This window comes from Halochromatium roseum (assembly GCF_016653315.1).
Taxonomy (GTDB): domain Bacteria; phylum Pseudomonadota; class Gammaproteobacteria; order Chromatiales; family Chromatiaceae; genus Lamprobacter; species Lamprobacter roseus.
Genome location: NZ_NHSH01000037.1, coordinates 1 through 14,994 on the forward strand (window position 1 = coordinate 1; position 14,994 = coordinate 14,994).

The 14,994-nt window shown below is 63.5% G+C and carries 11 protein-coding genes; all 11 read right to left on the reverse strand.

Translation table 11 applies throughout. From position 1 onward, the window contains the following. Positions 1 to 348: 348 nt before the first annotated feature. A complete protein-coding gene (locus CCR96_RS03540) occupies positions 349 to 2,229 on the reverse strand; it encodes a GmrSD restriction endonuclease domain-containing protein (RefSeq protein ID WP_201217413.1) in 1,881 nt (626 codons plus the stop codon). A 41-nt stretch (positions 2,230 to 2,270) separates the two neighbouring features. Beyond that, positions 2,271 to 2,633, reverse strand: coding sequence for a hypothetical protein (locus tag CCR96_RS03545; protein WP_201217416.1), 363 nt, complete (start codon positions 2,631 to 2,633; stop codon positions 2,271 to 2,273). Positions 2,634 to 2,640: 7 nt separating this feature from the next. Continuing rightward, positions 2,641 to 3,108: a hypothetical protein gene (locus CCR96_RS03550; protein ID WP_201217419.1), complete on the reverse strand. Its 468-nt coding sequence runs from the start codon at positions 3,106 to 3,108 to the stop codon at positions 2,641 to 2,643. Positions 3,109 to 3,518: 410 nt separating this feature from the next. Beyond that, on the reverse strand, positions 3,519 to 5,681 hold the full coding sequence (locus CCR96_RS03555) for a DEAD/DEAH box helicase (protein WP_201217426.1): 2,163 nt from the start codon (positions 5,679 to 5,681) through the stop codon (positions 3,519 to 3,521). Continuing rightward, positions 5,678 to 7,126: a BREX system ATP-binding protein BrxD gene (brxD, locus tag CCR96_RS03565; protein WP_242518426.1), complete on the reverse strand. Its 1,449-nt coding sequence runs from the start codon at positions 7,124 to 7,126 to the stop codon at positions 5,678 to 5,680. Before brxD ends, CCR96_RS03555 begins: the two co-directional genes overlap by 4 nt. After that, positions 7,123 to 9,942 carry a BREX-2 system phosphatase PglZ gene (gene pglZ, locus CCR96_RS03570; protein ID WP_201217433.1) on the reverse strand — a complete coding sequence of 940 codons (2,820 nt, stop codon included), beginning with the start codon at positions 9,940 to 9,942 and terminating at the stop codon, positions 7,123 to 7,125. Before pglZ ends, brxD begins: the two co-directional genes overlap by 4 nt. Positions 9,943 to 9,956: 14 nt before the next feature. After that, positions 9,957 to 10,376, reverse strand: a complete 420-nt coding sequence (locus CCR96_RS03575) for a putative toxin-antitoxin system toxin component, PIN family (protein WP_201217436.1) — start codon at positions 10,374 to 10,376, stop codon at positions 9,957 to 9,959. A gap of 2 nt (positions 10,377 to 10,378) precedes the next feature. Then, positions 10,379 to 10,609, reverse strand: coding sequence for a ribbon-helix-helix domain-containing protein (locus tag CCR96_RS03580; RefSeq protein WP_201217438.1), 231 nt, complete (start codon positions 10,607 to 10,609; stop codon positions 10,379 to 10,381). 134 nt (positions 10,610 to 10,743) lie between these two features. Further along, complete coding sequence (locus CCR96_RS03585; protein WP_201217441.1) at positions 10,744 to 14,427, reverse strand: BREX-2 system ATPase PglY family protein; 3,684 nt, start codon at positions 14,425 to 14,427, stop codon at positions 10,744 to 10,746. Further along, a complete protein-coding gene (locus tag CCR96_RS03590) occupies positions 14,424 to 14,735 on the reverse strand; it encodes a type II toxin-antitoxin system RelE/ParE family toxin (protein WP_338035800.1) in 312 nt (103 codons plus the stop codon). The genes CCR96_RS03585 and CCR96_RS03590 overlap by 4 nt, the downstream gene beginning before the upstream one ends. Then, the gene (locus CCR96_RS03595; RefSeq protein ID WP_201217443.1) at positions 14,732 to 14,941 is read right to left on the reverse strand and encodes an addiction module protein; all 210 of its coding nucleotides are present in this window, start codon (positions 14,939 to 14,941) and stop codon (positions 14,732 to 14,734) included. The genes CCR96_RS03590 and CCR96_RS03595 overlap by 4 nt, the downstream gene beginning before the upstream one ends. Positions 14,942 to 14,994: the final 53 nt, after the last annotated feature.

The following is a 14,994-nucleotide window of genomic DNA, read 5'->3' on the forward strand; positions in this document are numbered from 1 at the left end:
CGTCTCGGCAACCATTGATAAGCTTGCCCGCAAGGTCCGCCGTGTCTTCGACTACCTGGGTATGACAGCGAACTCCAACCCCCGTGCTGCCCAAACAGCTCCCGTTGGCTAGAACGGATTTGCCGTGCCAAGATCACCGAGACATTGAGAGAGCCCTGTTCAGGCAGGCGCTCAGCGATAGCCTCCGCGATTGGTTCCGAAACGCCTGGCGCGACATACACCAGGCGCTGTTTGGCGCTACGAATCAGGTCGATCAGGGTCTTGTCATCAGCGACACTGAAACTCTGCATGTCTTCCCCTCTGGTTCCGGTAGTGTGTCCTTGTCAGCGACTTGACTCAGGAGCGCTATCACGCCGAAACACCCTCCTCTTCTTCCATCACCTCGCCCATGGGCTCATCCGGCGCGCTGACACGCGCAACACGTTTGCCCATCGCCTGCTCGATCAGCCCAATCAGGGCCTCTTCGCGCTGCTGAAAGAAGTGTTCGAAGTTGTCGCTGAACAGGGCATCCGGATCGATCAGATGGCTCATCAAGATCTGCCGTGAACGCGCATCGCTGATCTTGGCATCCTGCTGGAGTTTCTTGAGGTAAGCCGAGGGCGCCACGCCACCGATGATGCGATTTGCGCGCGCCGAGATCGGTGTCTTGTTCACCACGCAGTCGGTGCGGCCAGGCTCAATGTGCTGCTTCTTGCACCAGTCGCGCGGGAAGATGTGATGGATGTCGACGCGCTCGTCCCAGAACGAGGTGAGCTCATAGGGTTGTCCAGATCGGAAGTCCTCACAGCCCTCACGCATCAGCAAGGCATGGAGACCCTTGTAGGCTGCGGCCAATCGCGTACGCAGGGTGAAGAGTCGTTCCTGGGCAAAGTTGGCGTCCCGGATAGTCGATGGGGTCATGCGCTCGTCCTCAATCCAGAGGGGCACCTCCTGCACATCCTTGGCGAAACGGCTCTCGACGGTTGAGCCGTACAGCTCGCCGAAGACACCGCACCAGTACCAGCGGCTGATCTTCTGACGAGCGCCGTCTTGCTCCCAGCGATCTCCAAGTCTTGCGATGATGGCCGCCAGCGGGACCAGTTGGCTTAGATAGGGCACATCCTTGCGCCAGAAGATCCGTTGCATCTGTAGGAACTTGGCCGCTTGCAGGAAGCTCGCCTCGACCGCATCGGCCCACTGCTTGTAGGCGGCCAGCGGGAGATTCAGCATCACTTGCCGAGTGCAGCTCACCTGGGGTAGTTCCTTGCCCTCCTTGCCGGCGGCAGCCGCTGCCTCGCGCACCTCGAGCGTGTGCAGCAGTGAGATCGCCTGCAGGAAGTCGGTACTCTGCAGTTGGCACAAGGCTTCGTGAACCGCTAGCCGCTGGGCGCGGCCGATCTGGCCGGTCTTCTGATCGCCAAGCCAGTCGTGGCGCAGCTGAAAGTCATCGGCAGCATAGATGGCGGTGAGCAGCTCGAAGGCGTCGAGCTTCTTACCGCCGGTGTTCACCTTCTCGAAGACCAGGCAGACGGCCTCTTTGGTGGTCTCGCGCTCCAGGGTGATGACCGGCACATAGTAGGAGCGGAAGGCCTCGACCACACCGTCGCGGAACTGGCGAAAGAGGCGCCGTCGCGCGCGCTCCTGATCGGGATCGTCTTTAAGCTGCTGTCCCCAGAAATCCTCAAAGGCGTTTTCCCAGTCGCGTTCATCGAAGACCCGGTTCACTGGGAACATCAGGTGCCGGTACTCATGCTCCGGCGTCGAGAGGTCGAGCTGGATCTCGCGGCCAAAGTTAGTCCGAATCCTCTTATCCTCAGGCACACCGACGATGGCCTCCTCGCGATCTACCGCGGGGTCGAGCGCCTTGAGCATATCGATGTAGTACCAGCGCTTGATGGCACGGCGCTGGGCGTTCAGCGTCTCGATGGCCTGGTTGAGCCGCGTGGCCTGGAACAGCGAGGTGAGACGCTGCTGGCCATCGAGCAACAGCCGCTCCGGTTGCGGTTGCGGGTTGCCGAAGCTCAGTCCCTCGAGCGGTCGGGGTTGGAAGCGCACCTCTCCTCCGGTGCGCAAGGTCATGATCGCGCCGACCGGAAACGATTGCGAGATCGATGCCAACAGGCTGCGAATACCCTGGTCGTCCCAGACCCAGCCACGCTGGAAGTCCGGCAGTTGAAGCTCGCCCTCGACGGCCTCGTCAAGCAGGCGCGCGAGCGGTTCTTTACCGCTATCGAAAATGGTATTGCTCATGGGCGGGCGTGGTTCCTATCAATCCTGGCTTCTCGGTGGCGTCACACACCACCTCCATCACCTTCGCCGGCCATTGGAATTGGACCCAGTTCCAGGCTGAGCCGTGTGCGGACCCGCTCTGCGAATCGCGACCACTCCTCCTGCTCGAGACCAGCAGCGATGCCCAGGCGGCTCAGATTCGCCCGTAGGTCCGCCGCGACACCCAGATGCAGGCTATGCCCGACGCCCTCCTCCTCCGCTGGCCAACCCAGCACATGACCATCCGGGGTCAGCTGCACATCGGCTAGCGCTGGCGTCGTGAACTGGCGCTCCAGCACGAAGCCCAGAATCGCCGCCATCGGCAGGCTCATGTTCGGGAAGCGTGGAGGATCAAGCTTTCGCAGCAGGTTGGTCTCGATGTCCATGATCATCTCAATGACATCCAGCGGTCTTGGGCGCGATCCGCAGGGCCTCGAGACCCCGCTCGGCAAAGAGTTCCTCGTAGCCTGCGAGTCTCTCGAAAAACCTAAGCGATCGCTGCTCCTCGGTGAGTGCCCCGGAGGTGTCCGCCTGGGCCTGCTCTGCCGCGAGATCCCGAGCCGCTAGCTTGTTCGTCAGCAAGCTCCAGAACGTCCGCTCGTCGTACAGGTCGATGAAGCGTAAGTGCGCCGCCCGGTCCTCGTAGACCCTGGTCTCGAAGTAGTCGTCCTGGTCCGGGTCATACACAAAGGCATCCTCCATGCCCATCTCCTGATGGTGGGACAGCAGCTTCTTTCGCAGGTCATCGTAGGACTTGGTCGCTGCACAGGGCACATCGTCATAGCCACGGATTATCCAGTCGGCGGCGAGAATCATCTCAACCAACAGTTGGTACTCTTTCTTGGTGAAATTGATTTTCATAGTCCGAGGATGAACCTGACTCTTAAAAAGGGAAAGCGGTCTTCATGATCGACTCGGCATGATCGTCCACGTCACCCACCCCAGCCTTTGCGCATCAGATTCTCCACATCCCGGCGAACCAAGACCGTCGCGCAGTCGCGCCAGGCGTCCTCGCTTGGCTTGATGCTGTCGTTGTAGGGGTAGACCCAACAGTTACGTGACCAGCAGCCATTGTTGCCAAGAGACCGCCGTCGCGGAACTTATCGCGATAATTCTGGTTTTTGCGACTGACTTTTGCGACGCGAAATACCGCATTATTCGGCCTTCCTGTGATTTGTCGAAAAAATCCAAGTTTTTGCCACAGCCAATATTTTTTAATGGCTTAGCGAACTATACAGGCCAGATGGCTCTTCATGACACGACTGTTGGGTCTATCCCCTTGTCGATGTATTGGCGCAAAACATCGTCTCCAACGGCTGGTGGCGCAGCAGGGCAATCGCCTCAGAGCTGTCATAGCGCGCTGCAATTTCCATCTCTCGCAACGCTGTCGGTAAGCATTCGCTGAACTTCAGCTCGGCGATGAAGTCCTCATCGAGCGGTAGCCGGATCTCGGCGTCATCGCTCAAGACCTTCTCTGCAATGGCGTCCCTCAGCGACTCCAGATCAACGGTTCCACTGAAGCTGATCGCGAGGTTATCCGCGCTGATCTTGCTCGCCTCACCAGCCAACGCATCGGCGATCGCGGCATTCACGAGCCGACCAGCAAAGGTCCACCAAAGGAGGCTGTCGTGCGCGTAGGCGATGAGGAAGGTCTTACCGGGTTCGACCCAATCGAAAACCTCGCGCAATCCGTCCATGTGCTCCAGCGCACGGCGTGAGAAAGCGACGGGCGGATCATCGCGCGTGAGGACACGGGCCACCGCTTGACAGAGCGCGAAGTGTAACGGCTGGCCAGCACTGAGCCACTGCGAGCGCCCACGCAGCTCGGTCGGCTCCACATAGGCCTTGTGCCTCGGCCAGTCGACATATTTGGTCGCCCAGGAACGACCTGCGAGCGTGAGTAAGGCGGGTCCCTCCTCTCTCACGATAAAGGTCGACTGATGGACCTCGCCGATCTCCTGGCGCCCGTGAAAGACCTTGACCGAGGGCGGGCTGACGAAGACCGAGAACAGGTCCATGAAGTGCTTGGCGCCGAACTGGCGCTCGCCGGACTGGCCGATGCCAAAGAGGCCTTGGTCGGCATGCAGGATCTCGGTCGCGTGCATGAAGTCGAGGATCTGCTCGAGTAGGCCCGGCTCAGTCCGCTCCAAGCCTGGCCGGCGTCCCAGCCAGTCCGGCCAATCGGCCGCAGTCATGCCGGATTCCTGCAGTGCCAGCCCCATGATCTGCTGTGCAAAGAGATGCATCGGCAGTGCTGGCGGTTGGATGGGCTCGACGAAGCCTTCGTCCCACAACTGCAGCAGCGCCGCCGCCGGCAGGAAGGCCTCCTCCTTGGTGATCAGGAACAGGCAGTTGCGAGCCGTCCCCTGGCGACGCCCGGTCCTCCCGAGCCGCTGCAGGAAGGATGCGACGGTTCCCGGCGCGTCGATCTGGATCACTCGGTCCAGATCGCCGACGTCGATCCCCAGCTCCAATGTGCTGGTCGCGACGATGACACAGTCCTGACCCTGGCTGAAAGCCGTCTCGGCGGCACGGCGCTCCTCGAGGCTGAGGCAGCTGTGCGAGACGAAGGTACTGACGCCCAAGGCCCGCAGTTCGATCGCTAGTTCCTCAACCCGTGCTCGGCTGTCACAGAAGACCAAGCGTTTCTCGCCGCGATGCAGCCGAGAGATGACCAGTGCGGCATTGCGCAGGTTGCCGACCCAGTCCAGTTCGACTTCGGGTGCGGGTCCGGCCTCCGTCGGTGGGTTGATGACAGAGCGTGGACTTCCTTGCACAGAACAACGATCGCCGGCCAGCCAATCGCAGAGCTGCTGCGGATTACCAACCGTCGCCGAGAGCCCCAAGCGCTGCAGTTCGCGACCCGCAATGTGGCTGAGCCGCTCAAGCAGATACAGCAGGTGCCAACCGCGGTCATCACCGGCAAAGGCGTGAATCTCGTCGACGATGACGCAGCGCAGCGCGGCGAACAACCGCCAGTGGTCGACCCGGCGCGAGATCAGCGTGACCTCCAGCGACTCGGGTGTCGTCAGCAGGAGATCCGGTGGATCGGCGAGGAGCTTGGTCTTACGCGCCGGACTGACATCGCCGTGCCAGCGCGCAACACGCCGGCCGACCAGCCCGGCATAGTGGGCCAGGCGTGGCTCGAGGTTATTGAGCAGCGCCTTGATCGGGCAGATGTAGAGCACGCTGAGGCCGTCCCAAGGCTCGGTCAACATGCGCGAGAGCACCGGAAAGACCGCTGCTTCTGTCTTGCCTCCAGCGGTGGGGGCCAGGAGGATCGCATGCTCGCCGCCCAGAATGGGTGGAATGGCTGCAGATTGCAGCGGTCGCAACGACCGCCAGCCGAGGCTGTTGACAATGTGGTGCTGCAGCGCCGGGTGCAGCCGGCCGAAGGCGTCGGTTTCGGACTCGACCGCTGCCTCCACGCTCATAGATCCAGCGCGATGTCGTCGGCTCGCTGAGCGGAACGGGCCGTGCGTTCGACGGCCGTCAGCTCCTGGTCGGCGACGGTGAGGGCATAATGCCGGCGCGGGTCGAAGTCGGCGTGCTGATCGACACGATCGAGCACCTCGCCAACCAGCTTCTTCAGGAATACTCGCGGGGCAATGCCGACCTTGCCGCCCAAGGCGCCGGTGACGGCTCGGGCCAGATCGGCGACATAGGCATCGTCGACGACCTCCAGGATACGCGCCCGCGTCTTGTGCCCAAGTCTGCCCTCGTTGCTGCTTCGAGCGTCGCTGGCAGTATCGCCGGCAGTATCGCCGGCAGTATCGCCGGCAGCATCGTTGGCAGCCTGGCTTTCGAGTCCACCCCTAGCGCTGCCCTCGAGCTTCCCCTCCAGATACAGGTCTCGCACCTTACAGCCGACTTCACAAAGGGCATCGACATCGAAGCCTTTGAGCCGAATCTGCACCGCGCGCGGGTTATCGAAGCGGGCCTCGGTCGTGAAGTCCACCGCCAGGCGTTGCGCCAGGGGTGGCAGACGCTGCACGCCCATCGGACCCTCAAAGAACGGTGGCGTCCCGGTGATCACTAGATAAAGCCCCGGGAAGCGGCCGCTGTCGATCTCGTCCATGAGCTGCCGCAGCGCGTTCAGGCTCTTATCACGCACGTCACCGCGCATGCGTTGCAGGGTCTCGACCTCGTCGAGGACCAGCAGCAGTCCGGGGTGGCCGGAATCCTTGAGGATGGTCAGCACACCCTGCAGGAAGCTCAGGGCACCGAAGTGGTCGATGTCCCCTTTGATGTGCGCATAGCGCTTGATCGCAGCAGCGATGTTTGGCTGCCCGGCCATCCAGGCCAGCAGTCCGTCGGCCAGATCCTCGCGCCCCTCCAGCAGCGCACGACGATAGGCTCGCAGCGTCAGCGCGAAGGCCGGCGCGGCGCGCACCACCTCACCGAGACGCTTCTCCATCAGCACGTCGGTCGCCTGCATCAAGGCCGGAACGTCCTCAGGATCGACTGCACCTTGAGCGATCACATCCTCTTCCAGCGCGAAGAACCAGGCCTCGACGATGTTGCGAAAGGCCCCGGATGGGGAATCAGCGGTCGTCAGTCGCTCAATCAAGCGGCGATAGACGGTTTCCAGCCGATGCAACGGCGTCTCGGTCTCCGAGATCTGGACCTCGGCGCAGGCGAAGCCCAACCGATGCGCACGCTCGCGCAGCCAGCGGGCGACGAAAGTCTTGCCGCTGCCGTACTCGCCGCGCACCGCCTTGAACTGACCGCGTCCAAGGGCGACGCTCTCGAGCTCGGCAGCGAAGGCGGACTCGAAGGGCGCGAGACCCACGGCCAGGGCGTCCAGTCCGTACTGAGGCACCGTGCCGCGCCGCAGCGCGTCAATGATGTCGGCGCGGCGCTGTTGACTGATGCTCATAGCTCGAACTGCGTCTTCAAGGATCGCAGGTCGAGATGGACCGTCTTGGACGCCCGATCGACCGACAGGACAGGATAACCGTCGACATTCAGCAGCTTCTGTACGCCGGCTAGGAGCCCGTTCAGGCGCAGCTCGGGAATGCCAAGGCGCTGGGCCACGGCCGCGGACATCTGTTGCCCGCCTGCCGCCTCCAGCTCCTCGAGGAGCGCTCGCAGCTGCGTCTCGCTGACGCGCACCCGGCCGCTGCGGGCCTTCATCTGTGCATAGACGGGTGAGCCGAGCAGTGCCGCGATCCAGTCACCGTCCCCTTGAGCGGTCGGTGCCGGCTCGCTCAGCTGGGAGAAGAGATCGAGCGTGCGGTCATCACGCTTGGACGATTTGCTTGACGGCAGCGGTTGCTCGGGCGCGGCCTTCGTCGCCACCTTCTTTTTCGGGCTGGGGACAGGAACCTGTCGTTCATCCACTTCCAGACTCCACCAATCGGGTGTCTGCCGAGCCACCTCCTGCCAACCCACGAACTCGCCCATATCGCCTGCGTTGCGATAAACCCCAAACGGCACCAAAACCTCTTGGGGCGAGCCGCCACCGTGATAGCCCATCTTCTTTGCCGCGTAGCGAATACGCTCAGACCAGGGCAGCACGACCTCGTGGTCCGGTGCCACCACGCGTGTACCCGATACCCGATGCTCGCCCTCCCCGACTGACTCAGTGACGGGTTTGAAGCGCTCAGCCTCGCCAGCGCTCTTCACCAGCGCCATATCATGGTCCAACACATGGCCGTGGTCACTCGTCAGGATCACCAGCCGACCAGACTCACGCGCGGACTCCAAGAGCTGTCGCAGTGGCCCGACCGAGCCCACTGACCAGCACACCGCCACCTGGGCGCCGCTGCTCAAGTGATCGTCCACCGCGTTGATCACCGCCGCCACGACCCTGTGCTCACGGCCGGCGATGACCTCGCGCACCCCGTCTGCCAAGGCGCCGCTGCCGGGCTGCTGGAGGTCGGCCTTGTGCAGCAACAGGGGCGGAAACCGAGTGGATGACAGTGCCTTCAAGCTCGCATGCGCGGAGAACGCCTTCTTCTCATCAGCGCTGGTCCCCTCACCCAAGCTTCCCGACAGCAAGGCATAGCGGCTGACCCGCGTGACGGTCGGCAAGGCCGCTAACAGACAGCAGGGACCGCTCTGATCCGCCGGCTGCAGCTCGACCCAGCCCTGACGCATCACGTCCTGCGTCAGCTCGCGGTAGACCGCCTGGCTCATGCCATCGAGCACCAGAACGAGCACCGGCTGCTGCTTGGCCAGGGGGGCCACCAGCACCTCCAGTGCACGCTCGATGGGCTGGACCCAGGGACTGGCCTGATCGCCTCGCGCAATCGCCGGCAGCGATTCCGCAAACCGCGCGTTGAAGCGCTCACGGCGCAGCGATACCTGCCTCACCAGCTTGCCGTAGACCCGACTCAGTCCCTCATGGGCGTCGCCCGACCAGAGACGACTGCGGGTCCAGTCGAGATAGCCTCCGCTGGTGACATAGTCTTGGACCGCCTCCATCAGGCTCGCGGACGCGATCTCCTCGATCTGCAGCCAACGGCAGGCCCGCACCGCAAGAGCGGCCGTGGTGAGCTGCTCGCCGCGCACCTTGGCGAGCCGATGACGACGCAGGTCTGCCAAGGCGTCGAGCGCGGGGGACATCGGCTTGCCGGCAAGCGCCGCGGTCAGCGACTTCGCGAGCCGGTCGAGACGCTGACCAAAGGCCGCCGGCAGCAGATCGGATGCCTCGGCCAGCGGCAGCATGTCGAGACTGGCGAGGATCTGCTCCGCCTGGCCGAACGCTGGCTCGAAGGGACGCTTGAGGGCGCGATGCGGGAGCAGGCGATGGGCGCCGAGCGGCGACTGGAGATCGGCGCGCCGCGCCATGGCGCTCACCGTGGCCTGGCCATAGTCCTGCAAGGTCCTGTCCCTGATGTCGGCGCCACCGAGCAGACGCTCGCGCAAACGCCCGCGCGCCTGGAACAAGGCCTGATCGGGCTTGAGCTCAGGGCGATAGAGCACCGAGCAGGCGAGACCGATGGCGACCATGTCGCCGGCGTGCCCCTGCCGCCAGAGACTTAGGACCAGCTCCGCCAATTGGCTGTCAGGCCCGCCAAGCGCCGGACCGAGCCAGTCTTCGAGATGCTCCGACAGGGAGTCGGGGAGCGCCGCCACCGCCGTTGCCGCGTCCGCATCGAGCGACCACTCCAAGAGCGCGTCCAGGTCCAGTGTCTCGCTGCGGAAATCCAGCCAAGCCAAGGCCAGGGCGCGCCAGGCCGTCTCCAGATCCAGCACCTCGCCGAGCGGGATGCGTCCGCGGTAGCGCTCGAAGCCCTCGACCAGGGCCTCGCTGATCCAGCGGTAGGACTTGGTGGTGAGTCTTGGGTCGATCTGGCGTACCCGCAGCAACTGCTCCAGGGTGCGCCAGGGGCTGATGCGCTTGGGCTCGCAGCCCCATAGCCGCGCCAGGACGTCCTTCGAGAGATGGATCTCATCGAAGGGCGTCAGCAGCACCAAACGCTCCGCGCCCGCACGGTGCCTGACCAGTTGCTCACGCATCGCCAGCTCCGAGGGGCAATAGACCAGGCGCAGTGGCGTGCCAGACAGCAGATGGTGCCGCTCATCCGCTGGCAGCGGATCGGGCCAGAAGACAGCAATCCGATCCGCCTCGGCATCCCTGGCCAGGATCGCCTGTACTTGCCTTAGCACCGCGCTCGGAAGAGCCCCAGCGGTGACTTGTGGCAGAGGCTCCTCGGGACGTGGCTTCAAACTCGGTTGCTCGCTCATTGTGATGGCTGCGATCAGTGACGCCGCAGCACCTCGGCACAAAAGTCGGCTGGCGTCAGAATACGCGCGCGCCCCACCGAGCCGCGCTGGAGCAAGCCTGCCCGCCGATCGCCCGTGACAAGATAGTCCGCCTCACCGGCCTTGGCCATGGCGAGCAGAAAGGCATCGTCGGGGTCACTGGTCTCGAAACCGCTCGGTAGATCCTCGAGCACCAAGGCGCGTTGCAGGTTGTTGACCATCAGCCCCACTTGCGCCGGCTGCAAAACCGCCTGCAGTTTCGGGTAGCGGCTGGCACGACGGATCTCTTCCAACTGGGTGATCGAGGTCACCAGCTCGAAACGAGCGGCGCGCCACGCGCGATAGATGCGGTCGGGGGGACCATGGGGAGAGATCAGTGCACTGAGCAGGATGTTGCTGTCCAGCACCACACGCATGATCAGTGCTTGGCCCAGACAAGGGCCTCATCGACCATGGAAGCGATGTCCTGCTCGGCGATTCCTGCGTTGGCCCTCTTGGCCTCCTCGGCGCTTAGCTCCAGGATGTGCGCGCGCACCGCCTCTTCGATGAACTGTGATAGATCCCCCTTGCGACCACCGCCTCGACTGGCCAAGAAGATCCGCAGCGCCTGATCCGTCTCTTCTGAGACCGCTACATTCCAACGTGTCATATCAGCTCCATCCTCTGATAGGTGTTTATGTGTTTATACATCTATCGGCCGGCTAGAACAATGCTCGCTCATGAAGCGCAGCATCAACGCTTGGCTCAAGCACCAAGCGCTGCGTGAGCAGGATCGAGAGCCTCTTAGTCATCGGCATCCCCAATGATCTGGTAGCTAATGTCCAGCGTGACGCCGTCTGTTAGCAACGGCTCGATCTCTTTCAGGGCACGCCGCGCCTCGCTGACATCCAGGCCTTGCCGGCTGTCTTGTTTGAGCACGCGCTTGCCTTTCGGACGAACGGGTGGATCAGGTGGGTCGATGGGAGGATCGATCGGTGGATCGACTGGAGGCGGGCGCTGAATCAGCCGCGTCGCATCGCGTTGTGCCTGCTTCAAGGCATCTGCAAGCGAGGTGACCAACTCGTCGGCCAGCAGCGCATCCGCCACGGCACGCTTGATGCGCGCGCCTTCGTCGCTGTCCCAGACCGCGCGCAGCAAGTCCCAATTGTTATCCGCGAGCGCGTTGCTCACCCGTGTTGCGCTGTTGATGCTGCGACCCAAGGCCGGCAGACTGGTCACTGGCTCAAGGTCCGCTAGGGCCTCGATCAGGGCCGGCCCCTCGCGCGACTGCAGGCCCTCCAGCCAGCGCACGGCGAGCTGGGCGTTGGCCAGGCGATGGCCCGTCGCCGCAAGCCCCAGGGCGTTGAGCTGTTGGGTCAGATCCGCGACCAAGCTGCGACAGTCCTCCAGACGCGCAGCGATCTCGGCCTGGACCTCCTTCTGCAACGCATTCTGGTTGTTGGCCGTGCGCAGTGGACTGCTCGCATGGCCGAACACAGCGCCGACCTGATCCAGCGCCCGTTGCCAGGTTTCGGGGTCAGCCAGCTCCTGCTTGATGAGCACCAGATCGTCGCGGATGTCCTTGAGATTCACATCGTCAAAAGGCCCGCCGTGGAAGGTGAAGGCGTAATGGCCGTGCTCGGCGAAAACCAAGATCAGCAGATTCTGGACCACCGTCGGCAAACCACGTGGGTGCGGTCTGTCCATGGCGGCGCGCAGTGCCGCGACGGTCAGGTCGGCGCCCGTGCCGCTCCCAGATTGGGCAGCATCGCGCGCCAGATGCTGCGGCCAGTCCTCCTTGAAGATGAAATGCCGCTCGTGCATCTCACCAAGCTTGAGCGGTTGGGCGATCTGGCGCATCAGCGGCCGCAGCGGGCTGTCGACATCGATGCGCCCATGGGCGGCATGGATGGCGCGGCGCAATTCGCTGAAGACCTTGCCCAAGTCGGTCAACCGCACCTCGCCATCAAATTCGGGGTGATCCGGATACTGAAACGCCAGCGCCTGGCCCAGCAGCTGCTCGAAGGCCTTCGCCATGGTGGTGCCCTGCGGCGGGCGCGGCCGGAAGCCCGGCTGCAGCGAGATGAGCTGGGATTCAAGCAGATCGGGATTGTCCAGCGAGCCGGGCAATGCCTGGGCCACGCCATAAGCGCCCATCAGGGTGTCCTTGAGCTGCTGTCGCAACTGGCTGCGCTGATTGTCGAGCAGGGTGCGCGCGCTTGCCCGGTCCTGCGGGCTTAAGTGACGGCTGTAGCGGTTGAAGCTGTCCTCGCTCTTTAGCACTTCTTCCAGCACGACCAGCTTACCGAGGTTCTTCTGCGCGCCCTCGCTCAGGAAGTGCGGCAGCCAACAGAGGGTCTGCGCCTGCACACCGGCCCCCTCGGCATCGCGCACCCGTGCCTGATCGTCGGTCGGCGAGTAGGTGCCGGTGTCGAAGGGGAAGTCGATGATCAGCTTCCACTGGTCATCGCGTGACTCGAAGAGGCTGTCGTCGGTGATCTCACGGATGTTCTGAAACAGCACCTCGACCCGCCGCCGGGTGCCGCGCCACAGCCAGTCGTGCTCGACGAAGAGCTGGTTGTCGTCGCGAATGCCAAAGGCCTCGAAGACCATCTCCCGCACCAACCGCCGACGATTGCCGTCGTTGTCGTTGATGCGCGCCTGCTCGAGGATGCTCTCGGTATCCACGCCCGAGAGCTGCACGCCGATGGTCGGGTTGGCGTCCTCGGAGATCTTGATCTCACCCACCTGCCCGGCCCACTTGCGACACTTCTGCAGCACCGTCTGCGCCTCGCGCCCGGGGATGGGCGAGCGGATGGTGCCGTGGTTCAGCGCTGCGAGCTTGGTCGCGCTGAGCTGCTTGAAGCTCTCGACCTCGGGCACCAGTGCGGCCAGCACCAGGGTCTTGAGCAGGCGCAGATCGTTGTCGAACGCCAGCCGCTTGGGATCATCGGCGGGCAGCTCCAGCAAGGCCTGGAAGCCGATCTGGTGCTCCAGCTCCAACACCGGGACCAGCTTGCGCTCGAACAGCAGCCGGGCGTGGTCGAAATGCTGTCGCATCTGCTCCGAGAAGGGCTCGGCCTCGGAGGCGATGACATCGTAGAGATCGCCAACCGGGATGACGCGGCCGAGGGTCAGGGTCTCGCGCTGCGCGACCAAGAGCATCAGCATCACCTTCAGGGCCGTGCGCTCGCGCTGCAGCGCCGAGGACAGCGCCACCAGCGCCTGCACCAGGGCCGGGCTGAAGGGATAGAGCGCGCGGAACATCTCGCGATCGCCCTGGCTGGTCAGCAGCAGGTTGAACGCCTCCTCGCGCATCCGTTCGGTCTGGGCGAAGGCCGTCTCGATCTGGCCTTTGGCGGCCTCATCGACTGGCTGCAGCAGACGGCGCTGCGCGATCACCGGCAAGTTACGGTCTTCGAGCGTGATGGTATGGAAGCGGCCCTCCCAGTATTTCAGCGAGTCGCTCAGGATCTCCTGCTCGACCCCGCTGTACTGGTCGCCGACGAACTCGCGCAGATCGCGCTGGCGGGCAATGAAGCTCACCACCGGCAGCTCGCGCGGGATGCCGGTCTCGACCAGCTTGACCACCTTCTGGATCTGGGTGTTGATGAAGTCTTGGTCAGACAGCCGACTCGCGAGCCAAAGGATCAGCTCGTCGAGAAAGAGGATGATGGCGTCATAGCCGAGCGCCTTGGCGTGGCGCGTCATCACGCGCAGGCCCTCGTCGAACTCGATGTAGCCACCGCTCTGGGTATTGGCGAGATCGGCGAAGGAGCGGAACAGGGTCTGCACTAGGGCGCTCACCAGATCCTGCTGGTCATCGTCGCTGGCCTGGCCGCTGAGCACGGCCTCGAAGCTCGCCGCGTCCCAGCCAGTCGCCGCATCGCCCCAGCCGTCATCACCCGCACGCGAGCCAGCACTCGCTCCGCCGGCGGCATTCAGCGCGGCGAAGAAGCGCTCATCGCCCAGGTGTCCGCGCATCCCCTGAGCGTCCTCAAACAGCCGATCGCTCATGTAGAAGCCGGGCACCGGGGCCTCCGGGTGGAGCTTGCGGATGTGCCGGGCATAGCCGCCGAGCACGCCGGCCTCGATGCTCGCGGCGCCGATCATGTGATAGGGCACCAGTAGGATGTTGCGGCTTTGCATCCAGTCGCTGTGCCTGGCTACCGATGCGGCCAGCTCCGGGATGGCGCGGGCCTGGGGATTGCCCTGCACCAGGAGATTCAGCACCGCCATGAAGTGCGACTTACCAGTGCCGAAACTCCCGTGCAGATAGGCGCCCTTGTTGCGGTTCTGGGCGCTGGTGACGGTGCTCTTGACGAAGCTCAGCGCATCCTCGAAGCAGCGCGCGAGCTGCGGCGTGACCACATAGTCCTTCAGGGTCTGGTCGATGGCCTCGGCCTCCAGACCACTCGCCAGGTTGAGCACGAAATCCCCGCGCTGAACGCGCTCGGGGATGTGAATCAGATCCTTGATGAGTGTCATGCGCTTCTCTCGTGCAGAACCCCTGCAAGCCACGTCGGATCGCGTCGCAAGGGCAAAACGGCAATGACGTCGACGACGTCGGCACCGAGTTGGTAGTACACCGCGTAAGGGAATCGCTTCGCCAACAGACGGTGATAGCCTTCGACGCGGTTGTGCACGCCCGCATAGACGACCAGGGACTCGATATCAGCCAACAGGCTGTCCCAGAAATAGGCTCCAAGACACGGTTCCTGATTCTCGTAGAAGGCGCGTCCCAGATCCAAGTCATCCGCGGCCTCGGAGAGTACCCGAATCTCTCGAATGCTCACTGTGGACGCCGTGCCTTCAACTCGTCGAGCGAAAGAAATACAGCCTCACCGGTGTCGATCTTGCGCTGCCGCTCCTCCAAGATCTCTTTGTGCCAATCCGGTGACTCCAGATCGGCGGGCGCCTGGCTGAGCGAGTCCCAAATCAGTTCCATGGTTTGGATCTTCTCCTCAACCGACATTTGATCGAGTTGTAGGTTGGGCTTCATCATGCCTCCTGGATGATTCGATGATTGCGTCAATGATCAGGGTCTTGCGGACC